At 68.4% G+C, this 25,410-nt stretch carries 21 protein-coding genes; 8 read left to right on the top strand and 13 right to left on the bottom strand.

Annotation, left to right across the window (positions count from 1 at the left end; translation table 11 throughout):
- Window position 1: 1 nt before the first annotated feature.
- The 7 genes from WI26_RS27285 to WI26_RS27255 form a co-directional block, all read right to left on the bottom strand.
- Window positions 2-1,204, bottom strand: a complete 1,203-nt coding sequence (locus WI26_RS27285) for a glycosyltransferase family 9 protein (protein ID WP_059540982.1) — start codon at window positions 1,202-1,204, stop codon at window positions 2-4.
- Window positions 1,201-1,812, bottom strand: coding sequence for a D-glycero-alpha-D-manno-heptose-1,7-bisphosphate 7-phosphatase (locus WI26_RS27280; RefSeq protein WP_069227939.1), 612 nt, complete (start codon window positions 1,810-1,812; stop codon window positions 1,201-1,203). Before WI26_RS27280 ends, WI26_RS27285 begins: the two co-directional genes overlap by 4 nt.
- Window positions 1,803-2,552: an SDR family oxidoreductase gene (locus WI26_RS27275; RefSeq protein WP_059540979.1), complete on the bottom strand. Its 750-nt coding sequence runs from the start codon at window positions 2,550-2,552 to the stop codon at window positions 1,803-1,805. Before WI26_RS27275 ends, WI26_RS27280 begins: the two co-directional genes overlap by 10 nt.
- A 178-nt stretch (window positions 2,553-2,730) precedes the next feature.
- Complete coding sequence (locus WI26_RS27270) at window positions 2,731-3,258, bottom strand: hypothetical protein (protein WP_059511534.1); 528 nt, start codon at window positions 3,256-3,258, stop codon at window positions 2,731-2,733.
- Window positions 3,200-6,043, bottom strand: a complete 2,844-nt coding sequence (locus tag WI26_RS27265; protein ID WP_208604156.1) for an ABC transporter transmembrane domain-containing protein — start codon at window positions 6,041-6,043, stop codon at window positions 3,200-3,202. The genes WI26_RS27270 and WI26_RS27265 overlap by 59 nt, the downstream gene beginning before the upstream one ends.
- A 48-nt stretch (window positions 6,044-6,091) precedes the next feature.
- The gene (locus WI26_RS27260; protein WP_069228331.1) at window positions 6,092-6,928 is read right to left on the bottom strand and encodes a BON domain-containing protein; all 837 of its coding nucleotides are present in this window, start codon (window positions 6,926-6,928) and stop codon (window positions 6,092-6,094) included.
- 301 nt (window positions 6,929-7,229) lie between these two features.
- Window positions 7,230-7,595 carry a chemotaxis protein gene (locus WI26_RS27255; RefSeq protein ID WP_069228329.1) on the bottom strand — a complete coding sequence of 122 codons (366 nt, stop codon included), beginning with the start codon at window positions 7,593-7,595 and terminating at the stop codon, window positions 7,230-7,232.
- Window positions 7,596-7,898: 303 nt separating this feature from the next.
- Here WI26_RS27255 and WI26_RS27250 point away from each other — a divergent pair, with 303 nt between their 5' ends.
- The gene (locus tag WI26_RS27250) at window positions 7,899-9,488 is read left to right on the top strand and encodes an ATP-binding protein (protein WP_069227938.1); all 1,590 of its coding nucleotides are present in this window, start codon (window positions 7,899-7,901) and stop codon (window positions 9,486-9,488) included.
- A gap of 4 nt (window positions 9,489-9,492) precedes the next feature.
- Here WI26_RS27250 and WI26_RS27245 read toward each other — a convergent pair whose 3' ends face one another.
- The gene (locus WI26_RS27245) at window positions 9,493-9,825 is read right to left on the bottom strand and encodes a four-helix bundle copper-binding protein (RefSeq protein WP_059540860.1); all 333 of its coding nucleotides are present in this window, start codon (window positions 9,823-9,825) and stop codon (window positions 9,493-9,495) included.
- Window positions 9,826-9,854: 29 nt separating this feature from the next.
- The gene (locus WI26_RS27240) at window positions 9,855-11,060 is read right to left on the bottom strand and encodes a zinc-dependent alcohol dehydrogenase (protein ID WP_059540862.1); all 1,206 of its coding nucleotides are present in this window, start codon (window positions 11,058-11,060) and stop codon (window positions 9,855-9,857) included.
- Window positions 11,061-11,091: 31 nt separating this feature from the next.
- On the opposite strand from WI26_RS27240, the gene WI26_RS32460 reads away from it, so the two are divergent.
- On the top strand, window positions 11,092-11,244 hold the full coding sequence (locus WI26_RS32460; protein WP_155768834.1) for a hypothetical protein: 153 nt from the start codon (window positions 11,092-11,094) through the stop codon (window positions 11,242-11,244).
- A 143-nt stretch (window positions 11,245-11,387) separates the two neighbouring features.
- Here the strand turns inward: WI26_RS32460 and WI26_RS27235 are convergent, their stop codons facing one another.
- The 3 genes from WI26_RS27235 to WI26_RS27225 all read right to left on the bottom strand — a co-directional run bounded on the left by WI26_RS27235 (window position 11,388) and on the right by WI26_RS27225 (window position 14,052).
- Window positions 11,388-12,923: an FAD-dependent oxidoreductase gene (locus WI26_RS27235; RefSeq protein WP_069227937.1), complete on the bottom strand. Its 1,536-nt coding sequence runs from the start codon at window positions 12,921-12,923 to the stop codon at window positions 11,388-11,390.
- Window positions 12,924-13,231: 308 nt separating this feature from the next.
- Window positions 13,232-13,684 (bottom strand): phosphate-starvation-inducible protein PsiE, encoded by a 453-nt coding sequence (locus WI26_RS27230; RefSeq protein WP_059540865.1) that lies wholly within the window; start codon window positions 13,682-13,684, stop codon window positions 13,232-13,234.
- On the bottom strand, window positions 13,681-14,052 hold the full coding sequence (locus WI26_RS27225) for a LysR family transcriptional regulator (protein ID WP_069228328.1): 372 nt from the start codon (window positions 14,050-14,052) through the stop codon (window positions 13,681-13,683). The genes WI26_RS27230 and WI26_RS27225 overlap by 4 nt, the downstream gene beginning before the upstream one ends.
- A 416-nt stretch (window positions 14,053-14,468) precedes the next feature.
- Here WI26_RS27225 and WI26_RS27220 point away from each other — a divergent pair, with 416 nt between their 5' ends.
- The 5 genes from WI26_RS27220 to WI26_RS27195 all read left to right on the top strand — a co-directional run bounded on the left by WI26_RS27220 (window position 14,469) and on the right by WI26_RS27195 (window position 22,557).
- Window positions 14,469-15,548: a Dyp-type peroxidase gene (locus WI26_RS27220; protein ID WP_069227936.1), complete on the top strand. Its 1,080-nt coding sequence runs from the start codon at window positions 14,469-14,471 to the stop codon at window positions 15,546-15,548.
- Entirely contained in the window at window positions 15,541-16,356 is an 816-nt protein-coding gene (locus tag WI26_RS27215) for a family 1 encapsulin nanocompartment shell protein (protein WP_069227935.1), read from the top strand. The genes WI26_RS27220 and WI26_RS27215 overlap by 8 nt, the downstream gene beginning before the upstream one ends.
- Before the next feature lie 97 nt (window positions 16,357-16,453).
- Window positions 16,454-16,723, top strand: coding sequence for a hypothetical protein (locus WI26_RS27210; protein ID WP_059511543.1), 270 nt, complete (start codon window positions 16,454-16,456; stop codon window positions 16,721-16,723).
- Between the two features lie 598 nt (window positions 16,724-17,321).
- Window positions 17,322-20,153: an ATP-dependent Clp protease ATP-binding subunit gene (locus WI26_RS27200; RefSeq protein ID WP_069227933.1), complete on the top strand. Its 2,832-nt coding sequence runs from the start codon at window positions 17,322-17,324 to the stop codon at window positions 20,151-20,153.
- 124 nt (window positions 20,154-20,277) lie between these two features.
- Window positions 20,278-22,557 (top strand): FdhF/YdeP family oxidoreductase, encoded by a 2,280-nt coding sequence (locus WI26_RS27195; protein WP_069227932.1) that lies wholly within the window; start codon window positions 20,278-20,280, stop codon window positions 22,555-22,557.
- A 108-nt stretch (window positions 22,558-22,665) separates the two neighbouring features.
- On the opposite strand, the gene WI26_RS27190 is transcribed toward WI26_RS27195, so the two are convergent.
- Window positions 22,666-24,087, bottom strand: a complete 1,422-nt coding sequence (locus WI26_RS27190) for a purine-cytosine permease family protein (protein WP_069227931.1) — start codon at window positions 24,085-24,087, stop codon at window positions 22,666-22,668.
- A 391-nt stretch (window positions 24,088-24,478) separates the two neighbouring features.
- On the opposite strand from WI26_RS27190, the gene WI26_RS27185 reads away from it, so the two are divergent.
- The gene (locus WI26_RS27185; protein ID WP_059505387.1) at window positions 24,479-25,402 is read left to right on the top strand and encodes a LysR substrate-binding domain-containing protein; all 924 of its coding nucleotides are present in this window, start codon (window positions 24,479-24,481) and stop codon (window positions 25,400-25,402) included.
- Window positions 25,403-25,410 lie beyond the last annotated feature (8 nt).

Genomic DNA, 25,410 nt, shown 5'->3' with positions numbered 1-25,410 from the left:
GTCAGCTCCTCGTGATGACGTGCGCGAAAGGAATCACGTTCGACGCGTTCGCCGCAACCGGCTCGGCCCTCTGCACGGCGGCCCGCGCGGCCGCGCGTTGCGCATGGCGCGCGCCGCCGCGCAACAGCGCGAGCGTCGCGTCGACGACATCGTCGACGCTCACGCCGAGCAGGCACGGATGGCCGGGCTGATTGCATACGCTGCGGTAGCAATTGCGGCACGGCACGTCGACGTTCAACGCGCGGTGCGGCACACGCCACGGCGTGTGCTGCGGATTGGTCAGCGCATACAGATCGACGACCGGTGTGCCGAGCGCGGCCGCGAGATGCACCGGGCCGCTATTGTTCGACAGCAGCAGGTCGGCCGTCTCGATCAGCGCGCCGAGTTCGCCGAGCGGCAGCGCGCCGGCGAGCGGCACGGCGCGCGGTCCCGCGCGTTCGCATACGGCATCGACGAGCGCACGCTCGTCGGCGCTGCCCGTTACCGCGATGCCGTCGAACAGCGGCGCGAGCCGCGCGGCCGCGTCGCCGAAGCGCTCGGCCGGCCAGCGGCGCGACGCCGCGCTGGCGCCCGGATGCACGACCAGCCAGCGCGCGCGCGGCGGGTCAGGCTGGCGAGGGCCGCCGATCCGCTGCAATGCGGCGCGCAGCCGCAAGTGCAACGCGCGCCGCGCCGCATCGCCCGGCTCGAACGTCATCCGCCAGTCGGCGGTCTTCGCGCCGATCGAGCGCACCAGCGCAAGCTGACGCGCGACCTCGTGGCGCACGTGCGAATCCGGCTCGGTTTCCGGCACGCGATCGGTCAGCAGTTCGTAAGGATTCTCGCGGCAATGCGCGAGCCGCAGCGGGATGCCCGCGAGCCAGCACATCATCGCGGCCGGCAACGGACTCTGGCTGTACACGGTGAAGATCACGGCCGCGTCGAATCGGCCAGCCAGCAGCCGGTCGATCATGTCGAGATCGGCGACCGGATCGCCGCGCGCGTCGGGATGCTTGACCCACGGCGCGTCATACGTCCACACGTCGTCGACCATCGGCAGGTGTTTCGCCAGCGCGGCGCCGGTGCGCGACGTCAGCAGCGTAAGCCGGCGTCCATGCCCGCTTTCCTTCAGCGCACGCAGCGCCGGCGTCGTCATCAGCACGTCGCCGAGGTTATCGAGCCGCACGCACAGAATCCGGCGTGCTCGGTCCCAGGCGGCGCTCATCGCCGCACCCACAGGCCGTGGCGGCGCACGGCCTCGCGCACGACGATGTCGGCGGCGAGATCGACGCGGTCGACCACATGGTGCGGCGTGCGCGCGGCATCGATCCGCCATTCGGTCTCGTTGCCGCAGTCGACGAGTATCGTGCTGCAGCGCGCGGCGCGACCGGCCTCGACGTCGTCGAGGATGTCGCCGATCATCCAGCTCCATTCGGCGACCGCGCCGAGTGTGGCCAACGCGCGGCGCACCATCCCGGGGCGCGGCTTGCGGCACACGCAGTCGCACGCGTAGCGCGGCACGCTGCCCGCCGGATGATGCGGACAATAAAAAAAGTCCGCCAGGGCCGCGCCGTTCGCTTCGAACAGTTCGGCGAGACGCTGGCGGACCGCGCCAAGCTCGGATTCGGCAAAGTAACCGAGCGCAACGCCCGGCTGGTTCGACACGACCGCGATCGGCATGCCGGTCGCCCCGAGCGTGCGCAGCGCGCGCGCGGCCCCCGGAGCGAGCTGCATGCGCGCGGGGTCGATGTTGTACGGCACGTTCCGCAGCAGCGTGCCGTCCTTGTCGAGCAGCACCGCGCCGGGCAGCCGTCGCTCTCGCCTCAGGGCCATGACGTCTCCTTCATCGGCAACACCATCAGTTCCGGCACGACGGTGCCCGGTGGCTGGGTCAGCACGAAACGCACGGCGGCCGCGACGTGCTCCGGCGGCTGCAGCGTGTCCTCGTCGATGTCGGGGAAACGGTCGAGCAGGAACGGCGTGCGCATGCCGCCCGCGACGATCGCGCACACGCTCACGCCGGACGGCCGAAGCTCCGCATGCAGCGCATGCGACAGCCCGAGCAACCCCCACTTCGTCGCGTGGTACGCGGACGCATTCGGCCATGCGCGTTTCGATGCGGTGGACGCGATGTTGACGATGTGCCCGCTGCCGCGCGCCTTCATCATCGGCACGGCTGCGTGGCACATCAGGTACGGCCCGAACAGGTTGGTCATCAACACTTGCTGCCACGCAGCGACACTGACGTCGTCGATCGGCGCGGTCACGTCGATCGCCGCGTTGTTGACGATCACGTCGAGATCGCCGAGCGCCTCGCGTGCGTCGTGCACGACCTGCAGCACCGATGCCTCGTCACGCACGTCGAGCGGCCGTCCGACGGCGCGGCCGCCATGCCGCTCGAGGCGCTGCGCGACGGCCGCCGCACGATCGCCGTCGAGATCGGCGACGATCACGTGTGCGCCGTGTTGCGCAAGTTCCTCGCAGATGGCCGCGCCGAGGCCGCGGCCGCCGCCCGTCACGAGCGCGGTGCGGCCGGCGAGCGGCGGTCGGGCGGGATCGTGAGTCGCGTTCACATGCACCTCCTGTAAGCGTCCGAAGAATCGTGGCCGTGACGCTTGTCGCGACAAGCGTCGATACAGGAGTACAGCGAGAACCGTGCCCGTCTGCGCGCGCCCGTGCCGTATTGGGTCGTCGCGCCCTCCTACGGGCTTTTTTATAAGCTGCTGTAAAAACCGGCTCGGCCCGCGGCGCTCAGATCGCGAGCCCGTCCGGCGTCGCCTGCGCACGGTGCTTCGCGAGCGCGCGCAGGCAGTGCGCGATGCAGCCCGCGAACGCCTCGTCGAACCACGGCTGCGCGCCGGACACGCCGACCACGATCCCGTGCTGCGCGACGCCGCCCCACAGGTTCGTGTCGCCCGCGCGCAGCCGATACGGTTCCAGCGCCTGCACGACGTGGCCGTCGCGACCGGTCTCCCACGACAGCCGCGCCTTCGCGCGCGCATACGCGCGATAGTCGGCGTCCCAGTCCTTCGGGTCGGGCAGCGAAAACTCGTACAGGATCGCGTCCTCGAACGTCGCGTCGCGCGGCCCCAGCGCCGGGTCCATGATTACGATGTGCAGGCAGCCGCTGTCGCCGACGAAATCGCTCTGCAACGCGGCCGACAAGGTCGGCAACAGCAGCTCGACCGCCGCGACGGCGGCCTGGCGGTCGGCGAACGCGCTACCGGCGCGACGCTCGGTCAGCGCTTCGGGTGTCGTCGGGTTCGGAAGGTTCGGCATGGATATCTCCGGAGGAAAACGCGAGCGCGCGCAGCGTCGCGATCAGGTCGGCTGCTGCCGCGGGTTTGGTCAGATAGGCGTGGAAACCTGCTTCGACCGCGCGCGTGCGGTCACGCTCACGCGCATGGCCCGATAATGCAAGCGCTTCGAGCGCTGCGCGGCCGTCGCGCGGGCGCTCGGCATCGAGCTGGCGCACGCGCCGCATCACCGTGTAGCCGTCTTCCTCGTCGTCGCCGAGGTCGATGTCGCATACCAGGAGCGCCGGCCAGTCCGCGCGGCGCGCGCGCCACAGCTCGTCGAGCAGCGCCTGGCCGGATGCGAACACGCGCACGTCCGCGCCGGCCACCTTCAGCAGCGCGGCAAGCGCCTCGCGCGCCTCGTCATGGTCGTCGACGCACGCGATGCGCAGGCCGCCGAGCGGTTTCGCGTCCGCCTCCGCGTCCGCCGCCGCATCGGAGCTCGTGCCGGGCGCCGGTGCAGCGGCGGCCGGTTGCATCGACTCCGGCGCAACCGCGCACATCGGTAGCGACAGGTGCAACGTCACGCCGATGTCATCGCGCTCGCGCACGACGTAGCCGCCCGCATCCTCTATCGCGCTCTGCATCTGTTCGAGATCGACGAGCGACAGCTCCGGCACCTCGACGCCCGTGCATGTGATCGTGATTCGCGCGTCGGGGTCGTGCCGCGCGGTGCGCACCTCGATCTGCCCGCCGCCGCTCGCATCGATCCCCGCGCGGCACAGCTCCCACACGAAGCGCCGCAGCGCGGCCGGATCGGCCTTGACGACCAGGTCCTCGCTCGACAGCTCGCGGAACACCGGCACGCCGCGGCGCGCGGCGGCATCCACCAGCCCGTCGAGCACGTGCGCCACCAGCGGGTTGATCCGCACCGGCTGCCGCGCGAACTTCGCCTCCGTGCGTTCCAGTTCGCGCTGCTTCGCCTGCAGCGCCCACATCTGCGCATACACGCCGTCGCTGGCCAGCAGTTCGTCGTGCGTGCCCTGCTCGACGAGCCGGCCGTGCTCCATCACGAGGATCCGGTCCGCGTCGACGATCGTCGACAGCCGGTGCGCGATGACGAGGCTCGTGCGGTGCCGCGCGACGCGCATCAGTTCCTGCTGGATCGCGCGCTCCGAGCGCGTGTCGAGCGCGGACGTCGCCTCGTCGAACACGACGATCGGCGGCGCCTTCAGCAGCGCACGCGCGATCGCGACACGCTGCCGCTCGCCGCCGGACAGCCGCACGCCGCGCTCGCCGACGCGCGTGTCGTACGCATCGGGCAGCCGTTCGATGAACGCGTCGAGCTGCGCCGCGCGCGCGGCCGCGATCACTTCGCCGCGCGTCGCGTCGCGCTTGCCGTACGCAATGTTGTAGGCCAACGTGTCGTTGAACAGGATCGTGTCCTGCGGCACGATGCCGAGCGCGTCGCGCAGGCTGCGCGCCGTCACGAGGCGCAGGTCCTGGTCGTCGATGCGGATCGTCCCCGCATCGGGCTGGTACAGCCGGAACAGCAGCCGCGCGAGCGTCGACTTGCCCGAGCCGCTGCCGCCGACCACCGCCACCGACTGCCCGGGCTCGACGCGAAACGACACGTCCCATAGGATCTGCCGGCTCGGCTCGTAGCCGAAGTCGACATGCTCGAACGCGATCGCGCCGCCGCGCACCACGAGCGGCAACGCGCTCGGCGCGTCGCCCTCCTCGCCCGGCTTGCCGCGTGCGTCGAGCAGCCCGAACAGTCGCTCGATGTTCGTCATCGCGTCGTTCGCCTCGCGGAACACGAAGCCGAGCGCGTTCAGCGGCAGGCTGATCTGGATGATGTACGCGTTGATCAGCACGAGGTCGCCGATCGTCATCGTGCCGCGCGCGACATGCTGGCCGGCGAGCAGCATCACCGCCGCGATGCCCGCGCCGATGCATGCGCTCTGCCCGATGTGCAGCGTCGAGAGCGCGTACTGATTGTCGACGCCGGCCTCGCGCCATGCGTCGAGCACGCGTTCGAGCCGGTCGCGCTCGACGTCCTCGCGCGCGAAGTACTTGACGGTATCGACGTTGAGCAGGCTGTCGACCACGCGCGCGTTCGATTCCGCCTCGAGCGCGTTCACGCGACGCTGGTAACGGGTCCGACGGCGCGTGAACACGGCCGTGTATGCCGCATAGACGGCGAACGTGCAGAGGATGATCGCGGTGAAGCCGCCGCCGTACTTGCCGATCACGATCACCAGCACCGAGCCGATCTCGATCGCGGTCGGCACGACGGTAAACACCGCGACGCCGAGCAGATAGCCGATGCCCGCCGTGCCTTTCTCGAGGTCGCGCACGACGGCGCCTGTCTCGCGCTGCGAATGAAAGCGTGCGCCGAGCCGGTGCAGATGGCCGAACGTGCGGACCGTAAACGACGCGACCGTGTGCTGCGTGACCTGCACGAAGGTCATGTCGCGCACTTCGTTCAGTGCATTCGACGCGAAGCGCACGACCGCATACGCGAACAGCAGCAGAACCGGCAGCGCGATCGGCTGGCCGGCCGCACGGCCGAATCCGTCGACGATGTCCTTCAGCAGCAGCGGCACCGAAACGGCCGCCGCCTTCGCGAGCACCAGCAGCACGATCGCGGCCAGCACGCGCGCGCGATAATGCCAGATCGCGCGCCACAACTCGAACGCGATGCGCACGCGCAGACCGCGTGCGTCGCGATCACGGCCGTCGGGAGGACCGCCGCGACGGCCGTTGCCGGTCGAGCCGCGATCGTCGCGATCGTCACTCGGCCGGTCGTCAGTGCCGGTCGTCATGCGCGCGATGTCCGTGACCGTGTCTGGATCGCCCCCCGGCATTGGCGGTCAATGGCGCGATTCGCGATCGCGGCCGCCACCGCTGCCCGGTTCGGGATCGCGCGATGCCGGCTGCGTCGGGGTAACCGTGCGTTGGGACGGATGCAGCACCATGCCCGTGTCGTGTTCGCCCTCGTCGCGACGCACGCGCACACGGTTCTCGACATCGCGCACCCACATGCAGCTGTCGGCGATGTCCTCGATGTCGTGCTTCATCCAGCGCGACGGTACAGTGCCGTCCAGTTCGACGCGGCCGTCACGCACCTGCACCGAAACATCGCTCACGTCGATGTCGAGCGCGCGCGCGAGCCGCTCGCAAACGTCCTCGCGAATCCGCTCGTCGGAGCGCGTATAGCCTTTCGGGCCGCGACGTTGGCGCATTGCGTCGCGTTGCGCTTCGCTGTCGAAGCGCGACAGGTCGGGCGCATCGGTCCAGCGCGCGGCGCGTGGATCGCGCGAAACGTCATCGCGCTCGCCGCCGTACCAGCCCATCCGGTGGTGGCCGCGGAACCCGCGCGGATCGCCGCCGTACCGGCCTCGATCATCGTCGCCACCCTCCGCGCGACGGCCGTGATGGCCGTAGCCGCGTTCGGCTTCCCATGCCGCGTCGCGCTGTTCGGCCGACGAGCGTGCCGAGCGCTCGCTCCACTCGCTGCCCCAGTCTTCCGGGCCGACGTCCTCGCTCGCGAAGCGCCGATACGCGGATTCATAGTCGGCGTCGAGGCGTCGGGATTCGTCGCCGCGCAAATCGCGCTCGCCGGTGTCACGGTACGCGCGTTCGCCGCGCTCCGGCCAGTCCGGCGGACCGCTCCGTTCGGCTCGCCGTCCGGGAGATCGTCGTTGCATCGTGTCCCTCCTTGGTCGCGTCGGTGCCGCGCATGGCCCCATGTCGCGGCGCGGCACACGTCGGTCAATTCGTTGCAAGTCGCGTGCCGCCTTGCCGGCCGGCGCGAAGCGGCGGCGCAGCGCATCGCGCGACCACACGCCGACGCCACTGTTCCGGTTCATGTCGCGATTCCCGCGCCGCGCCCCCGACGTCCGCCGATGGGCGACGCTGACCGGTCACGCGTCGCCGAAGTCCCGTGCCGCGCCTCCCTATCTGCAACGGGATTGCAGTTTTTGCGCAGCCGGCCGTCCTGCAACGACGCTATACGTCGCCGGTGCCGGGTTCCGGCGGCGCATCCGGGTCGCTAGTGCTGCCGGGCTCACTCAGCCGTTCCGTGCGATCCGGCTCGATGTCGGTGCCTTCCTCGAGCCCCGAATCGCCGTCCGCGGACGCGCGCTCGCCGGTGCCCGCGCGGTCCGTATCGCTATCCAGGGCGGCGTCGCCGCGTTCCAGCGCGTGCTCGTCGAGCGGCGAATCGACGTCGAACGGATGGCGCCGCGCGCCCGCCGTGTCGCTGCCGCTGTCGGACGAGTCGCTCGGCCCCAGCGCGCGGCCGTCGCGACCGCGCCGCGCGTTGTCGTCGTCCGGGCCGGCCGGTTCGTTGTCGGGGTTCAGTGTGCTGTTCATGTCGATGTCCTCGTGTAGCCGCAAGGCGTCGCGCCGCTTCCGGCCGGACTCTCGCGCCTGGCCCGTCGCGGCGTGCGGACCGGACGACGATGCAATCGCCATGCCGCGCCGCCGGCGGACGTCTCGCGGCCGGCAGGATTCGCACGATGTGCGCCGCGCGGCACGGGCCATGCGCCCCCATTGATCAGGTGAATTGACCTCCCGTATGCTTTGGGGGTGCCAATCCGATTTGAATGGCCGCCGCCGGCTCGGCCGGCTGCGGCGGGGCGTCATTTCTCCGCCCACTTCCGACTTGCCCGTTCGATGAAGAAAGACGACGCCATTTCCAACCCGCCCCCGCCTCTCGGCCCCGACGATGCGCGCGATCTGCTGCACCGCTTCGCCGAGTTTCGCTTCGAGACCGTCGTCGGTGCGATCAGCGACTACGCGGTGTTCATGCTGGATGCGCACGGCAACGTCGCGACGTGGAACGCGGGCGCCGAGCGCATCAAGGGCTATCGCACGGCCGACATCGTCGGCCATCATTTCTCCCGTTTCTATCCGCCCGACGCGATCGCGGCCGGGCGGCCGGCATTCGGGCTCAGGGAAGCCGTCGCGCACGGCCGCTTCCAGGACGAAGGTTGGCGCGTGCGCAAGGATGGTTCGCTGTTCTGGGCCAACGTCACGATCACTGCCGTGCGCGACCATGCGGGCCAGCTCGCCGGCTTCATCAAGATCGTGCGCGACATGACCGAGCGCAAGCGGCTCGCGGAGCTCGAAGTGTCGACGCATCGGCTCAGCGTGTTCATCGCGATGCTCGCGCACGAGTTGCGCAACCACCTCGCGCCGCTGCGCCATTCGGTCGGCGTGCTGCAGAGCCTGCCCGATCCGGCGCCCGCGCTCGCGCAATGCCGCGACGCGGTGCATCGCCAGGTCGGACAACTGACGCGGCTGGTCGACGATCTGCTCGACGTCGGGCGCATCACCGCCGGCAAGGTCGAACTCGACGATGCGCGCGTGACGGTGCGCGACCTCGTCTGCCGTGGCGTGGAAGGCATTCAGCCGAAGCTGGCCGCGCGCGCGCAGTACATCCGCGTCGACCTGCCGGCCGATCCGCTGGTCGTGCGCGGCGACGCCGCGCGCCTCGTGCAGGTGCTGCACAACCTCCTCGACAACGCGTCGAAATTCTCGCCGCAGGGCGGACGCATCGACGTCAGCGCGCACACCGAAGGGTCGATCGTCGCGATCCGCGTCACCGATCACGGCGTCGGCATCGCGCCGGGCTCGCTCGAATCGATCTTCGACCTGTTCGACCAGGAAGGTGTGCCGGGGCGGCGCCCGTCGGACGGCTTCGGGCTCGGCCTCGCGATCTGCCGGTCGTTCGTCGAACTGCACGGCGGGATGATCGCCGCTGAAAGCGCCGGTCCCGGTCATGGCGCGACCTTCACGGTGCGGCTGCCGGTCGAGCATGCGGCACACCCGCCGCCCGACGATGCGCCCGCGCCACGCGCCGCCGAATCGCCGGCCGGTGCGCCGCTGCGTATCCTCATCGTCGACGACAACCGCGACTCCGCCGACACGCTCGCCGTGCTGCTGCAGGTGAAGGGCCACGCGCCGCACGTCGCGTACAACGCGAACGACGCGCTGGCGCTCGCGGGCGACGTCGTTCCGCACCTGATGCTCATCGACCTGTCGATGCCGGACGTCGACGGCTTCACGTTGCTGCGCGAATTGCGCACGATGGACGTACTGGCCGGCGCGACCTGCGTCGCGTTGTCCGGCCATGCGAGCCCGGCGGACTTCGCGCGCAGCGCGAGCGAGGGTTTCGACGATCACCTCGTGAAACCCGTCGAGATGCCGGTGCTCGACGCGCTGCTGCAGCGCGTCGCCCGCCAGGTTCACGACACGCGCTGAGCGCTCAGGACATCGCGCGGCACATCGCGGCGCAGGTATCGCATGCCAGCGCACAGCGGCGGCAATGGTCGTGCGCGTGCTGCAGGCACTCCGCCGCGCAGAGCTCGCACGCATGCGAGCACAGCGCGCATATCCGGGGCGCGAGCACACTGCCGCGAGCCATTGCTGCCGATGCAAGGCGGCAAAGCTGCCCGCACTCGATGTCCAGCGCGATGCAGCCGGCCAGGGTCTGCACTTCGGGTTCCGCCAGGCACCCCGCGATACACGCGTCGCATGCATGCGCGCACGCATCGCAGGCAGCCATGCAGTTGTCGTAGCGATCGTTGATCTCGTTCATCACCGCACTCCTCGTTCGGGTTCGAATCGTCATGGCGTCAGCTTCACCTTCATCCAGCCCGGCTCGCGCACGTCGAACGCGCGATACGCGTCGATCGCGTTCGTCAGCGGCTCGCAGCGTGTCAGCACGGACGCCGGGTCGAACGCACCGCTGCGCACGAGCTCGATCAGCTGCGGCGTGATGGTCCGGTGATTGCAGTTGCCCATCTTGATCGTCAGGTTCCGGTTCATCGCCTCGCCGACCGGAAACACGCGCGCCTGTGGCGGATACACGCCGATCACCGCGACCGTGCCGGCCTTCGCGACCGCGCGCACAGCCCATTGCAGCACCTGCGACGGTCCGTCGCCCGGTACCCAGTAGCGGCCGTCCGGCCTGCGGCGCGGTGCGACGGCGTCGACTTCCGCATCGAACGCACGCGCCGTGTCGCTATCGGCGGCGGCCGGCCCGTGCGTTGCGCGCATCGCGTCGACGCCGACCGCGTCGATCACGCGATCGACGCCGATCCCGCCGGTGAGCCGCAGCACCGTGTCGACGGGGTCTTCCTCGGAGAAATCGACGGTCTCGGCGCCTTGCGCGCACGCCATCTCCAGCCGCGACGCGATGCGATCGATCGCGATCACGCGCCCGGCGCCCATCAGCTTCGCACTCGCGATCGCGAACTGTCCGACCGGCCCGGCGCCGAATACCGCCACCGTATCGCCCGGCTTCACCTCCGCGAGTTGCGCGCCGAAGTAGCCGGTCGGGAAAATGTCGGACATCAGGATCGCGCGGTCGTCGTCGATCGCATCGGGCAGCCGGATCAGGCTCGCGTTCGCAAGCGGCGTGCGCGCGTATTCGGCCTGCAGTCCGTCGAACGGCCCCGTGTCGGCCGGGCCGCCGTAGAACGCGGTGCCCGCGCGCGGCCCGCCCGGGTTCGCGACGTCGCATTGCGCGGTGTATCCCGCGCGGCAGTACACACAGCTGCCGCACGCGATCGTCGACGGAATCAGCACGCGATCGCCGCGCTTCAGGTTGCGCACGTCGCGCCCGACCGTCTCGACGATGCCGACGCCCTCATGGCCGAGAATCGTGCCCGGCTTCATTCCGCCGAGCGTGCCGCGCACCATGTGCAGGTCGGTGCCGCAGATCGCGCTGGCCGTGAGGCGAACGACCGCATCCGTCACGTCGGCGACTTCCGGGTCGGGTACCGTATCGATGCGAATATCGCCGATGCCGTGAAATACGACTGCTTTCATGTCAGGCCCTCCTTGTCGAAAGCGAAACGGTGTGAATACCGTCGCGCTGTTCGAGCAAGGCGCGCGCCTGTCGCCGCCGCGCTGGGCGTGCTGCGTTGTCAGGGGCGGTGCGGCGTGGCCGGTCGTCACGCCGATCGCGGCCGTCAGCGACGGGAACACCGGACTGGTCGCAATCGTTCCGTGATCGCGACTGGCGCCGTGAACACCTAGATGGAAAAAGCGAGTCGCGGCTAGGCTGCGTCCGCGCATGTCGCGACGATGCAACGACTGTTGCCTACGCAACGCCGTGAGCGTGGCGTGCACCGCTCGACGCACGCGCCGGACCGCTCACGCGCGCGTCGCGCCCTGCTGCTCGAGCGCCGCTTCCGCGTGCAGGCAGTCGAGATCGCGGCCGACCGTCGCGACCGCGAGCCGTGTGTTGCCGCGCCAGTACGTCACCGAACCGTCATGCGCGCGCAGGTCGCCGTCGATTTCCACGCGGTCCCATTGCTCCGCGTGCCCGACATAGCGCACCGTCAGGTCGTAGTGCTGGCTCCAGAAGAATGGCACCGCTTCGAACGGCTGCTGCTGGCCAAGCATGTTGCGCGCCGCTGCGATCCCCTGTCGCTCCGCCACGACCCAGTGCTCGACGCGAATGCGCTCGCCCGTCAGCGGATCGGGCCAGCGCGCGATGTCGCCGGCCGCGTAGATGTCCGGCGCGCTCGTCTGCAGAAAACGGTCGACCATCACGCCGCGATCGACGGCCAGCCCGGCGTCGTGGGCCAGCGCGACGTTCGGATGCACGCCGATGCCAACCAGCACGACGTCCGCCGGCAGCACGTCGCCGTTCGAAAGCGTGACGTGATCCGGCGCGATCTGCGTGAGCGTCGTGCCGAGATGGAACGCCACGCCATGCGACTCGTGCAGCGCGCGGATCGTATCGCCGAGCGCGTCGCCGAGCACGCGCGCCATCGGCCGCGCATCGGGCGCGACCACCGCTACGTCGAGCCCGCGCGTGCGCAGTGCGGCGGCCGCTTCGAGGCCGATGAAGCTCGCGCCGACCACGACGCAGCGCCGCGCGGTCTTCAGCTTGCCGATCAGCGCATCGCAATCGGCGCGCGAGCGCAGCACGCATACGTGCGGAAGATCAGCGCCCGGTACGGTCAGACGATTCGGCTCGGCGCCGGTCGCGAGCAGCAGCGCACCGTAGCCAACACGGCTGCCGTCCGCGAGCTCGACCGCGTGTTGAGCGGGATCGATCCGCGCGACGCGCGTGCCGCAGCGCACGTCGATGCGCTGGTCGGTGTAGAACGACGCTGCGCGCAGCGGCAGCCAGTCGGCTTCGGCCGTGCCGGCCAGATAGTCCTTCGACAGATTCGGTCGATCGTATGGCGGCTCGCTGTCCGCGCTCAGCAGCGTGATCGCGTGCGGGTAGCCTTCCTGCCGCAGCGTCACGGCCGCCGCGATCGCGGCCGCGCCACCACCGACGATCACCACCGATTCGGGCAATCCGGCCGAGTTCGACACGGGCGGCGACGCGGCAGGCTGCGTGCCGAGCACGACCGCACGGCCGTCGCGACGTTCGACGTGCCAGCACGTCAGGCCGTCGAGCGCCGGCGCACGCAGCAATTCGCCGGTGCGCAAGCAGAACGCCGCGTGATGCCACGGACAGCGAATCGTGTCACCGACCAGCAGCCCGTGGGCCAGCGGTGCGCCGTAGTGCGGGCATTGCGCGCCCACGGCGAACAGTGCATCGGCGCGGCGCACCAGCAGCACGGCGGCGTCGCCGACCCGGCCCTCGATCATCGCGCCGTCGGCGATGTCATCGAGTGAAATGCCCTGCGCAAGATCGGGGCGTGAAGACGATGCGTCGCTTGCGGACATGGCGCGGCTCCCGGCTGAGGTAACGATCCAATTATCGGCGTCCTTCCTGAAAAGAGCAGGTACCGACGACCCCGCAGCGCACGCAAACGCGGACCATGACCCGAATGCGATCCGCGACCGGCGTGGAACATCATCGACGTTGCGATGCAACACGCTGGATGCGCGTGCGCCGCTGCCCCGCGGCCGGAGCAATCCGTATGCCGATGCGAAATCCCTGGTTCTTCCGCGATGGCGCCTGGAAACCGTTCACGGCCCGTCGGACCGTGTCGGCGCCGCCGAATACGGCGAGCATGGACCATCGCGCCGTCTTACCGACGCGCGTGCGCGTCCTCCTCGACATCGTCGACTTCCGCCGGAAAACGATGCTGACCGAAGCTGAGGATCAGTACGCCCACCGCGAGCAGCACGATCCCGAACGTGGTCATCAGCATTCGCTCGGGGCTGTCGGTGGCGCCGCGCAGGATCAGGTCGCGCGCAAGCGACGTCATCGCGATGAACAGCGGAAAGCGCACCGGCAGCCGGCCGAGCCGAAGGTAACGCACGTCCATCGCGAGCACTTCGAGATACAGGAACATCAGCAGCAAGTCGGTCAGCGACACCTCGCCAGCGAGCACGACCTTCCACGCTTCCTGCGTCATCGCGAATGCGGTCGCGAGTCCGATCACGATCAGCCCGGCCAGCTCGGCCGCATGGAGGAAGTGTCCGAAGCGGCGGCGGATGCGATCGGCGGCCGTATCGGCGGAAACAGTGGACGTATTCAAGGCAATGACCCGTGCAATGGCGTCGCTGCCGCGATCGACATTCCGTCGACACGGCCGATGGATTCGAGCGACGGGAAGCCGCCGATGGGTAAATCCGAAACCGTTGCGCATGCATCGATCCGGGCACTGGCCTGCGCAACCGCGGACAGCGTCCGCCTGCAGCACTGGCGGAACGCGACGCCGGCATCGGTACATGCCATGTCGCCGCCCGCGCGGTCCACCAGCAATCTGCAGCCGAGATACCGCTCGAGACAATCGAGCCGCGCACTCACCTGCGCTTCGCCGAGCTTCAGTTCGGACGCCGCGCCGGACACCCCGCCACGCTCGACCACCGCGACGAAAATACGCATCGCTTCCAGCAGGTTCATCATGGCGGTCCTCGTCGGTGGGCGGAGCGAACCCAATCTACTGCACGCGCCACGCCCGCTCAAGAGCACAGCGCCGCATGCTTCAGGAGTACAGCTGCACGGCCGCCACGCAAAATCGGACCCCGATCAATCCATTCGAATGACAGATTGCCGATACGTGTTCCAAAGACCCGCCGAAGCTGCTAGATTGCATGCTCGACGACGTTACGCGGTGCGGCGAGCTCACGCGCCGGGCGAACGCGCGGCCACCCTGCCTGTCTCCCCTTGCGCGCCCGGGTGGCAGGCCGCCGCCGAGGCCCGTTGCGCGATGCCCGCGCAACGTCCTTCATCCGCATGTCACAAAGAGAACAGTCGCATGACACAGTCCAACCGTTCGTCTTCGCGCGCCGCGGCATTCGCGGCCCGTCCGTCCCGACATGACTGACCGGCAGGCCGCGATGCAAACCCTTCCGCCGCTCTCCCAGGCCGTTCACAGTCCGATCACGCGCAGCGCGATCTTCCTCGTCGCAACCATCAACCCGGGCGCCGACCGCGCCGACACGATCCGCGCGTGGTGCGGCGACATCGCCGCGCTCGTGCGCTCGGTCGGCAAGCGCGTGCCGGGCGGCAACCTGTCCTGCGTGTGCGGCTTCGGCGCCGACGCATGGGATGCGCTGTTCGGTGACCCGCGCCCCGCGTCGCTGCATCCGTTCCGCGAATTCGGCGCCGGCCAGCGTGTCGCGGTCGCGACGCCGGGCGACATCCTGCTGCACATCCGCGCCGAGGGAATGGACCTGTGCTTCGAACTCGCGACTCAATTGCTTGGCGCGCTGGGCGACGCGGTCACGGTCGTCGATGAAGTGCACGGCTTCCGCAACTTCGACCAGCGCGCGATGATCGGCTTCGTCGACGGCACCGAGAACCCGGAAGGCCGCGAGGCAGTCGACTTCACGGTGATCGGCGACGAGGATCCGGCATTCGCGGGCGGCAGCTACGTGATCGTGCAGAAGTACCTGCACGACATGGCCGGCTGGAACGCGCTCGCGGTCGAGACGCAGGAGCGCATCATCGGGCGCACCAAGCTGTCCGACATCGAGCTCGCGCCGGACGTGAAACCGTCGTGCTCGCACAGCTCGCTGACCACGCTCGACGAAGACGGCAAGGAAGTGAAGATCCTTCGCGACAACATGCCGTTCGGGCGCCCGGGGTCCAACGAATTCGGCACGTATTTCATCGGCTACGCGCGCTCGCCGGCGCCGATCGAACAGATGCTCGAGAACATGTTCGTCGGCCGCCCGCCCGGCAACTACGACCGGCTGCTCGACTACAGCCGCGCGGTCACCGGGTCGCTGTTCTTCGTGCCGTCGGCCGACCTGCTCGAAGCGCTCGCGGATCGCGCCGCACCGGCCGCCGGCGCCGCCACCGCCGCCGCGCAGCCGGCAACCGCCTCGCCCGAGTCGCGTCGTGACGGCTCGCTGAACATCGGATCGCTGAAAGGAGCCAAAGCCCATGAATAACCTGCACCGCGAACTCGCGCCGATTTCCTCGTCCGCCTGGGAACAGATCGAGGAGGAAGTGGCGCGCACCTTCAAGCGCTCGGTGGCCGGGCGCCGCGTGATCGACGTCGAGGGCCCGGCCGGCCCCGCGCTGTCGGCCGTCGGCACCGGGCATCTGCGCGAGGTTGCCGCGCCGCGCGAGCAAGTGGGCGCACGGCTGCGCGAAGTGCGCACGATCGTCGAGCTGACGGTGCCGTTCGAATTGAGCCGCGATGCGATCGACAGCGTCGAGCGCGGTGCGCGCGACGCCGACTGGCAGCCGGCGAAGGACGCCGCGCAACGGCTCGCATTCGCGGAAGACGGCGCGATCTTCGACGGCTATCCGGCCGCGGGCATCGTCGGCATCCGCGAGGGCACGTCGAACCGCAAGCTCACGCTGCCGGCCGATGTCGGCGCGTACCCGGATGCGATCAGCGACGCGCTGGAAGCGCTGCGGCTCGCCGGGGTCGACGGCCCGTACTCGGTCGTGCTCGGCTCGGACGCCTACACGGCGCTGAGCGAAGCGCGCGACCAGGGCTACCCGGTCCTCGGCCACATCAAGCGCATCGTCAGCGGCGAGATCATCTGGGCGCCGGCGATCAGCGGCGGCTGCGTGCTGTCCACCCGTGGCGGCGACTATGAACTGCACCTCGGCGAAGACGTGTCGATCGGCTACACAAGCCACACCGACAAGGTCGTTCGCCTGTACCTGCGCGAAACGTTCACCTTCCTGATGCTGACGAGCGAGGCATCGGTGGCCGTGGCGCCGCAGGCCAACGCGGCGACCTGACGTCCCGCGCGCGCGATGCCCGCCGGGCATCGCGTGCACCGGCCGCGTTGCCGGCCGCACGTTCGTCGCCGCCGAACCATCCTGCATGGAGCGTGAAATGAGCGAATCGAATGACGCAATACAGGCGCTGCAAGCGTCGGTCGACAGCCTCAAGCAGTCCATCGACGCGAACGCGAGCCGCCACGCCGGCGACACCGCCGTACTGTTTACCGTGGTGGCGCTGATGCTGGCTGAACTGCCGCCCGACACCCGCAACCTGATCGAGGATTCGTTCTCCGTCTGGGCAAACGGTCTGCAAGATGCGGCGCTATCGAACGACGTGAAACAGATCGCGCGTCAGCGGCTCGCGATGACGCTCTCCGACTGACGCCGGTTAGCCACGGCGGCGCCAGGTCCGGCCCGCACCGTGCACCCGCCTCGCTTCGCCATCGGCCTCGCGCCACGCATCGCTTGCGGGGCGCGAGCGGCCCGGCTTGATCCGCGATCGCACACCATCGCGCCGTGCGATCGCACCGATATACGTGCGCCGCGTCTCGCCGCGCGCGCGCCTTCCCGTTCGCCATCTGCCGGCACCCTGCGCGCCGATGTCGCACCGTGCTGCGCGCGCCGCCACGTTTCCGTTTCCCGAACACCGCGCCCGCATGCGCGCGCGTCTGTACTCCTTGCATCTGCCGAATGCACGAATGTGAGGGTGCAATTCGCGACCGGGCCGACGCGCAACTGTGTCTTGGAGGCCTTGCGCCGATTCGCTATTTTGAACGCAGTCGAAGTGATGCCGCGGGCTCCGCGAGGCAGCGGTGTTGCCGGTGTCGAACGCGGCCGATCGCCGTGCCGGCGCGCGCTGCGCGCGGGCGCTGGCGCGGCACGCGCGCCGCCGGTCGCTTGGTACGGCAGGCACACCCCGCCGCCATCGCGCGTCGGGACTTCCCTTTCGATTCACGTTCATTGCCAGGAGCCAGACCACCATGCCCGCACTTTGCGATATCTGTCGCGCCCGGCCGGCCGTCGCGCGCGCCACCGTGATGCAGGACGGCGAGCGCAAGACGATCTCGATCTGCGACTATCACTTCCGTCAGCTGATGCGCCATCAGAGCATGCTGAACCCGTTCGATTCGCTGCTGGGCGGTGGCGCGTCGTCGCTGTTCGGCGAGCCCGGCCACGAGCCGCCGCTTGCCGCCGAGATTCCGCGCGAATCGGTCGACCCGACCGATGCTTTCAGCGAACAAACGCTCGAACTGCTGCAGCGCGCAGCGGAGAAGGCTCACGAGCTGCGCCGTGGCGAACTCGACACCGAACACCTGCTTTACGCGCTCGCGGACACCGACGTGTGCGCCGCGCTGCTGAAGGAACTGAAGCTGTCGCCGCAGGACATCAAGTCGTATATCGACGAACATGCTCACACCGGCACCGCGTCACCCGATGCGTCGCTCGACAAGCTGTCGATCTCGCCGCGCGTGAAGAAGGCGGTGCAATACGCATTCCAGGCGTCGCGCGATCTCGGTCATTCGTACATCGGCCCCGAGCATCTGCTCATCGGTCTCGCGTCGGTGCCCGACAGCATCGCCGGCGCGCTGCTGAAGAAATACGGCGTGACGCCTGAAGCGCTGCGCCAGAAGGTCGTGAAGGTCGTCGGCAAGGGCGCGGAAGATGGCCGCGTCGACACGCCGACCGGCACGCCGAATCTCGACAAGTTCGGCCGCGACCTGACCGCGATCGCACGCCAGGGCAAGCTCGACCCGGTGCTTGGCCGCGCGCAGGAAATCGAGAGCACGATCGAGGTGCTCGCGCGCCGCAAGAAGAACAACCCGGTGCTGATCGGCGAACCCGGTGTCGGCAAGACCGCGATCGTCGAAGGCCTCGCGCAGCGGATCGTGAACGGTGACGTGCCCGAAGTGCTGCGCGGCAAGCGGCTCGTCGAAGTCAACATCAACTCGATGGTGGCCGGTGCGAAGTATCGCGGCGAATTCGAGGAGCGTGCGAAGCAGCTGATCGACGAAGTGACTGCGAAGCATGACGAACTGATCCTGTTCATCGACGAGCTGCATACGATCGTCGGCGCGGGTCAGGGCGGCGGCGAAGGCGGGCTCGACATCGCGAACGTGCTGAAGCCCGCGCTCGCGCGCGGCGAGCTGAGCCTGATCGGCGCGACCACGCTGAACGAATACCAGAAGCACATCGAGAAGGACGCGGCGCTCGAACGGCGCTTCCAGCCGGTGTTCGTTCCGGAGCCGAGCGTCGAGCAGACGATCGTGATCCTGCGCGGACTGCGCGACAGCCTCGAGGCGCACCACCAGGTCACGTTCGCCGACGACGCGTTCGTCGCAGCCGCCGAATTCGCCGACCGCTACATCACGGCGCGCTTCCTCCCCGACAAGGCGATCGACCTGATCGACCAGGCCGCCGCGCGCGTGCGGATCGGCGCGACGTCGCGCCCCGTCGACATCCAGGAAGGCGAGGCGCAGATTGCTCAACTGAAGCGCGAGCAGGATTATGCGACATCGCGCAAGCGCTTCGACGAAGCGAAGCAGTTCGAGGAACAGATCAACGAAAAGCAGAAATCGCTCGACGAAAGGATGGAAGCGTGGCAGCGCAAGACCGGCTCCGAAACGCTCGAAGTGACTGTCGAATCGGTCGCCGAAGTCGTGTCGCGTCTGACCGGCATTCCGGTGTCCGAGCTCACGCAGGAAGAACGCCAGAAGCTGCTGAAGATGGAAGAGCAACTGCGCGAGCGCGTGGTCGGCCAGAACGACGCGGTGGTCGCCGTCAGCGACGCGGTGCGGCTCTCGCGCGCCGGACTCGGGCAGACGCACCGACCGATCGCCACGTTCCTGTTCCTCGGGCCGACGGGCGTCGGCAAGACCGAGCTCGCGAAGGCGCTGGCCGAGACCGTGTTCGGCGACGAGCAGGCGATCATCCGCATCGACATGTCCGAGTATATGGAGCGGCACGCGGTCGCGCGGTTGATCGGCGCGCCGCCCGGCTATGTCGGCTACGACGAGGGCGGCCAGCTCACCGAGCGCGTGCGGCGCCGGCCATACAGCGTGATCCTGCTCGACGAGATCGAGAAGGCTCATCCGGACGTCTATAACGTGCTGCTGCAGGTGTTCGACGATGGCCGCCTGACCGACGGCAAGGGCCGCGTGGTCGACTTCAGCAACACGATCATCATCGCGACGAGCAACCTCGGCGCCGCGATCATCATGGACAACCTCACGCAGCCGGAAGCCGCGCGCAAGACCGACAAGGCGATCCGCGAGCAGCTGATGCAGGTGCTGAAGGGGCATTTCCGGCCCGAGTTCCTGAACCGGATCGACGAGGTGATCGTGTTCCACGCGTTGTCGAAGGAGAACATCCGCTCGATCGTGCAGATCCAGCTCGACCGGGTGGTACGCACCGCCGCCGCGCAGGACATCACGCTCGCGATGAGCGAGTCGGTCGTCGAGCACCTGACCGAAGCCGGCTACCAGCCGGAATTCGGCGCACGCGAACTGAAACGCCAGGTTCGACAGATGATCGAGACGAAGCTCGCGAAGGAAATCCTCGCGGACAAGCTGCAGTCCGGCGATCGGGTCGAGGTCGATTACGACAAGGCCGGCGACGAAGTGAAGTTCAACAAGCTGGCACCGCCCGAATCATCGGACGCGAAGCAGGACGCCGACGGCAAGGCCAAACCGAACGGCAAGGCCGCGAAGGCAGCGCCCGAAGCAAAGGATCACGAAGCGAACGCCGATACGCCGCCGCCGGTCGCGAAGACATCCGGCAAGAAGTCGTCCGGTGCGAAGAAGGACGCGCACTGATTCCCGACGGGCCCGGATGCAAGGGCCCGCATGACCGGCTCCGTCCGCCGGACGGAGCCGCCCCACGCCGCGCTGCGGCGCAACCCGAGCCACCCCGCAGCGGGCCCGGCTCATGGAGATTCACATGACAAATCGACGCGAAGTGCCAGGCATCAGGAAGTACGATGGGCCCGCCGGCGGTTGGGGCGCGCTTCGCGCGACAGCCGAGGCCGTGCGCACGCAGATGGAAACCATCGAGGCGCCGATCGTGCTGATGCGGACCAACCAGCCCGACGGCTTCGACTGTCCCGGCTGCGCATGGCCCGACAAGGAACACAAGTCGACGTTCCAGTTCTGCGAGAACGGCGCGAAGGCCGTCACATGGGAAGCGACGACCAAGCGCGTGACGCCCGAGTTCTTCGCGGCGAACACGGTGTCGGCGCTGCTGCGGATGTCCGACTACGAGCTGGAGAACATGGGCCGGCTCACGCATCCGCTCGTCTACGATCGCGCGACCGACACGTTCCGCGCGGTCGAGTGGGACGACGCATTCGCGCGCATCGGCGAGGTGCTGCGCGCGCTGCCGCCCGAGCAGGTCGAGTTCTATACGTCGGGCCGCGCATCGAACGAAGCCGCGTTCCTGTATCAGCTCTTCGCGCGCGAGCTCGGCACCAACAACTTCCCCGACTGCTCGAACATGTGCCACGAGCCGACCAGCGTCGGCCTGCCTCAGTCGATCGGGATCGGCAAGGGCACGGTGTCGCTGGAGGACTTCGACCACTGCGAGCTGATCATCTCGATCGGTCACAACCCGGGCACGAACCACCCGCGGATGATGGGCACGCTGCACGAGTGCTCGCGCCGCAACGTGCCCATCATCGTGTTCAATCCGCTGCGCGAGCGTGCGCTCGAACGCTTCGCGGATCCTCAGGACATGATCGAGATGGCGTCGTTCGGCTCGACGCGCATCGCGTCGACGTACTACCAGGTCGACGCCGGCGGCGATGCGGCCGCGCTGAAAGGCATCATGAAGGCGCTGCTGCAGCTCGAGGCCGAGCGCGGCGACGTGCTCGACCGCGACTTCATCGCGCAGCACACAGACGGCTTCGACGCGTTCTCCACCGACCTGCGGGACACGTCATGGGACGACATCGAACGCGCGAGCGGCCTGAGCCAGGCGCAGCTCGAGCAGGTCGCGCTCGCCTATGCGAAGTCGAATGCGACGATCGTCACGTACGGGATGGGCGTCACACAGCACAACAAGGGCACCGCGACCGTGCGCCTGATCGCCGACCTGCTGCTGATGCGCGGCAACTTCGGCAAGCCCGGTGCGGGCATATGCCCGCTGCGCGGCCACTCCAACGTGCAGGGCAACCGCACGGTCGGCATCACCGAGAAGCCGTCGGCCGAGTTCCTGCAGAAGATCGAGGACGTGTGCGGCTTCAAGCCGCCTGCACATCACGGGCACGATGCGGTGCAGGCCATGCAGGCGATGATCGACGGCCAGGCCAAGGCATTGCTGTGCCTCGGCGGCAACTTCGCCGTCGCGCTGCCCGATCCCGAGCAGTCGTTCCCCGCGATGGCGAAGCTCGACCTCGCCGTGCATCTCGGCACGAAGCTGAACCGCTCGCATCTGCTGGTCGCGAAGGAAACCTACATCCTGCCCGTGCTCGGCCGCACCGAGCTCGACATGCAGGCGAGCGGCCGCCAGTCGATCACCGTCGAGGATTCGATGTCGATGGTCCATGCGTCGGCCGGCAAGCTCAAGCCGGCGTCCGACCAGTTGCGCTCGGAGCCCGCGATTGTCGCGGGGATCGCACATGCGACGCTGCCGGACAGCAAGATCGCGTGGCTCGACCTGATCGCCGATTACGACCGCATCCGCGACCTGATCGATCGCACGGTGCCCGGCTTCGAGGCGTTCAACGAGCGCATTCGCACGCCGGGCGGGTTCCGCCTGCCGCTGCCGCCCACCGAGCGCGTATGGCCCACGCCGACCGGCAAGGCGATGTTCTCGGTCTACAAGGGTGTGAAGGAAGACGCCGACGTGCTCGGCGCCGAGCGCGTGCTGCGGCTGATCACGCTGCGCAGCCACGATCAGTACAACACGACGATCTACGGGCTCGACGACCGCTATCGCGGCGTGTTCGGCCGTCGCGACGTGCTGTTCATGAACGCGGCCGATCTCGCGAAGTTCGGGCTCGAACACGGCGACCTCGTCGACATCGAGACGATCACGGCCTCCGGCCGCACGCTGCGCCTCGAGAAGATCACCGCGATCGAGTACGACATCGCGCCCGGCTCGGTCGGCGCGTATTACCCGGAAGCGAACGTGCTCGTGCCGCTCGACTACATCGACAAGGAAAGCGGCACGCCGTCGTACAAGTCGGTGCCGGTGCGGGTCGCGCGTTCCGCAGTCGTGTGATTCGCGGACGGGCAGGTTTGCGAAGGACGGGACGCCCCGAACCTAAACCTGCTCGCCGCCCCGCTTCCCATGCTCCCGGCCGCCCTTTCATTGCGCCGGGTGATCCGCTTACCGCGCCGCCGACGACGGCAGCCGTGCACCCGTCTGCCGGCGCCGGTACGCGCTATCGCGCGTCGCGAGCCAGTAGTACAGCGGCGACGTCAGCAGCAGCCCGACGAGCCACGACAGGTCTGCGCCGCCGAGATGGGCGGGAATCGGGCCCGCATACATCGGCGTGTTCATGAACGGAATCTGCACGACGATCCCGATTGCATACGCGAGCAGCGCCTGCGGATTGAAGCGCCCGTACACGCCACCATCCGCCATGAAGATCGACTGGATGTCGTACTTGCCCTTGTGGATCACGTAGAAGTCGATCAGGTTGATCGCCGTCCACGGCACCAGCACGACGAGCAGCGCGAGCACGAGATCGACGAGGTTGCCGACGAAGTTCGTCGACGCGCCGATCGCCGCGTAGCAGCATGCGACGAAGATCACCACCGACACCACCGCGCGCGTCTTCGCGGTCGGAATCCATTTGTACGCGAAGGTCTGCACCGAAGTGATGACCGCCAGCACCGCGCCGTACAGGTTCAACGCGTTGTGGCTGATCACGCTCAGCAGGAACAGCACCAGCATCAGCGGGCCGAGCGGGCCGGTCGCCTGCTTGACCGCATCCATGGTGTCCGCGCCGGCCGGCACCGCGAGCACCGCGACCGCGCCGAAGATGAACGCGAGCGTCGACCCGATCGTGCAGCCGAGGTAGGTCGCCCAGAACGTCGACGCGACGCCAACTTCCTCCGGCAGGTAACGTGAATAGTCCGACACGTAAGGGGCGAACGCGATCTGCCACAACGCGGACAGCGACACCGTCGCCAGCCACCCGGCGAAGTCGAAGCTGCCGCGCGTGAGGAAATCGGCGGTGTTGACGTGCGACAGGATCATCCAGAAGCCGACGAGGATGCCGGCGCCGAGCACCCAGGTGCCGATCCGGTTCAGGATGTGGATGAACCGGTAGCCGACGATTCCGATTAGCCCGGAACCCACCGCGCCAATCACGATACCGACAGGCACCGGTACCGACGACGCGATGCCGTGCACCGACTTGCCGGCCAGCACGATATTCGACGCGAAGAAGCCGACGTACATCACCGCCGCGATCACCGTGACCAGCAGAGCGCCCCACGAGCCGAACTGCGCACGGCTCTGGATCATCTGCGGGATGCCCATCTGCGGCCCCTGCGCCGAATGAAGCGCCATCAGCACGCCGCCGACCGCCTGGCCGACGATGATCGCGACGATCGCCCACATCAGGTTCAGGTGAAAGATCTGCACGCCGAGCGCGCCGGTCACGATCGGCAGCGGCGCGATATTGCCACCGAACCAGAGCGTGAACAGGTCGCGCACCCTGCCGTGGCGTTCTGCGGGCGGCACGTAGCCGATCGTGTGTTTCTCTATCATGGGGGACGCGTTGCGGTCCGCGGTCGTCATGGCGATGTCTCCTGTCGTGCGCGGCGATGCGCGCGTGCCGTTTCAGCCAGCGCGCGACGGGGCACGCGCCTGCAATCGAGTCCGGATACGTTGGCGACGTTCGCCGTGCATGCGCGCGACGTCGTCGATCGACACGCAGACACACAACGCGTGCGGGGACGGATGCGTTCCCGGCCGGCGCATGCGCGCTTTTGTCGCGATCCGGATTGGAGACGATGGTGCGCCACGCATGCGGCCACCGGAAAATACTAAAAATATTTCCGAGACATACGAAAAAGCTCTGCAGCGGAAATTTCTGCGCGGCACTTCTTCGGGTAAGGTGCTACGCAAAACAATGGACAGAACGCGCCCCGGGCCGGCATGCGCCCGGGGCCGGGTATCAGAGGTGCTCGTGGCTCACTACACTTTGCGGCAACTGAAATACTTCGTGACGACGGTGGAATCCGGCAGCGTCGCCGAGGCGTCGCGCCAGCTCTTCATCGCGCAGCCGTCGATTTCCAGCGCGATCAAGGGGCTCGAGGAAAGCTTCGGCGTGAAGCTGTTCATCCGCCATCATGCGCAGGGCGTGTCACTGACGCCTTCCGGCACGCGTTTTTACCGGAAGGCGCAGGAACTGTTGCGCATCGCACACGAGTTCGAACAGAACGCGCTCGCCGACAACGACGTGATCACCGGGCAGATCGACATCGGCTGCTTCGAGACAGTCGCGCCGCTCTATCTGCCGCAGCTGATCGCGGGGTTTCGGGAGCGCTTCCCGGGCGTCAACATCCGGCTGCGCGACGGCGACCAGCAGGAGCTCGTGCAGGGCCTGACGGCCGGCACCTTCGATCTCGCGTTCCTGTACGACCACGATCTCGACGGCACGATCGAAACCGAGCCGCTAATGCCGGCGCAACAGCCGTACGTGCTGCTGCCGGAGAACCATCGGTTCGCGGATCAGTCGCACGTATCGCTGCGCGACCTCAGCGTCGAGCCGATGATCCTGCTCGACGTGCTTCCGAGCCGCACGTACTTCGTCAGCCTGTTCCACGAGCTCGGGCTCACGCCGAACATCGTGTTCGCTTCGCCTTCGATCGAGATGGTCCGCGGGATGGTCGGTCAGGGGTTCGGCTTCTCGTTGCTCGTCACGCGGCCGCACTCCGAATATACGTACGACGGCCGGCGCGTCGTGACGATCGCCCTGAGCGAAACGGTAAGCCCGTCCGGGCTGGTGAGCGCACGGCTCAAGCGCGGGCAGCTCACGAAGCAGGCGCAGTCGTTCGTCGAGTTCTGCCGCGAGCGGCTCGCACAGATCGTCGCGGAATCGGCGCGATAAACAGGCAG

It is taken from the genome of Burkholderia diffusa, from assembly GCF_001718315.1.
In the GTDB taxonomy this organism is placed as follows: domain Bacteria; phylum Pseudomonadota; class Gammaproteobacteria; order Burkholderiales; family Burkholderiaceae; genus Burkholderia; species Burkholderia diffusa_B.
The sequence above is the reverse complement of the archived record's forward strand: the minus strand, read 5'-3'. Positions and strand labels throughout refer to the sequence as shown.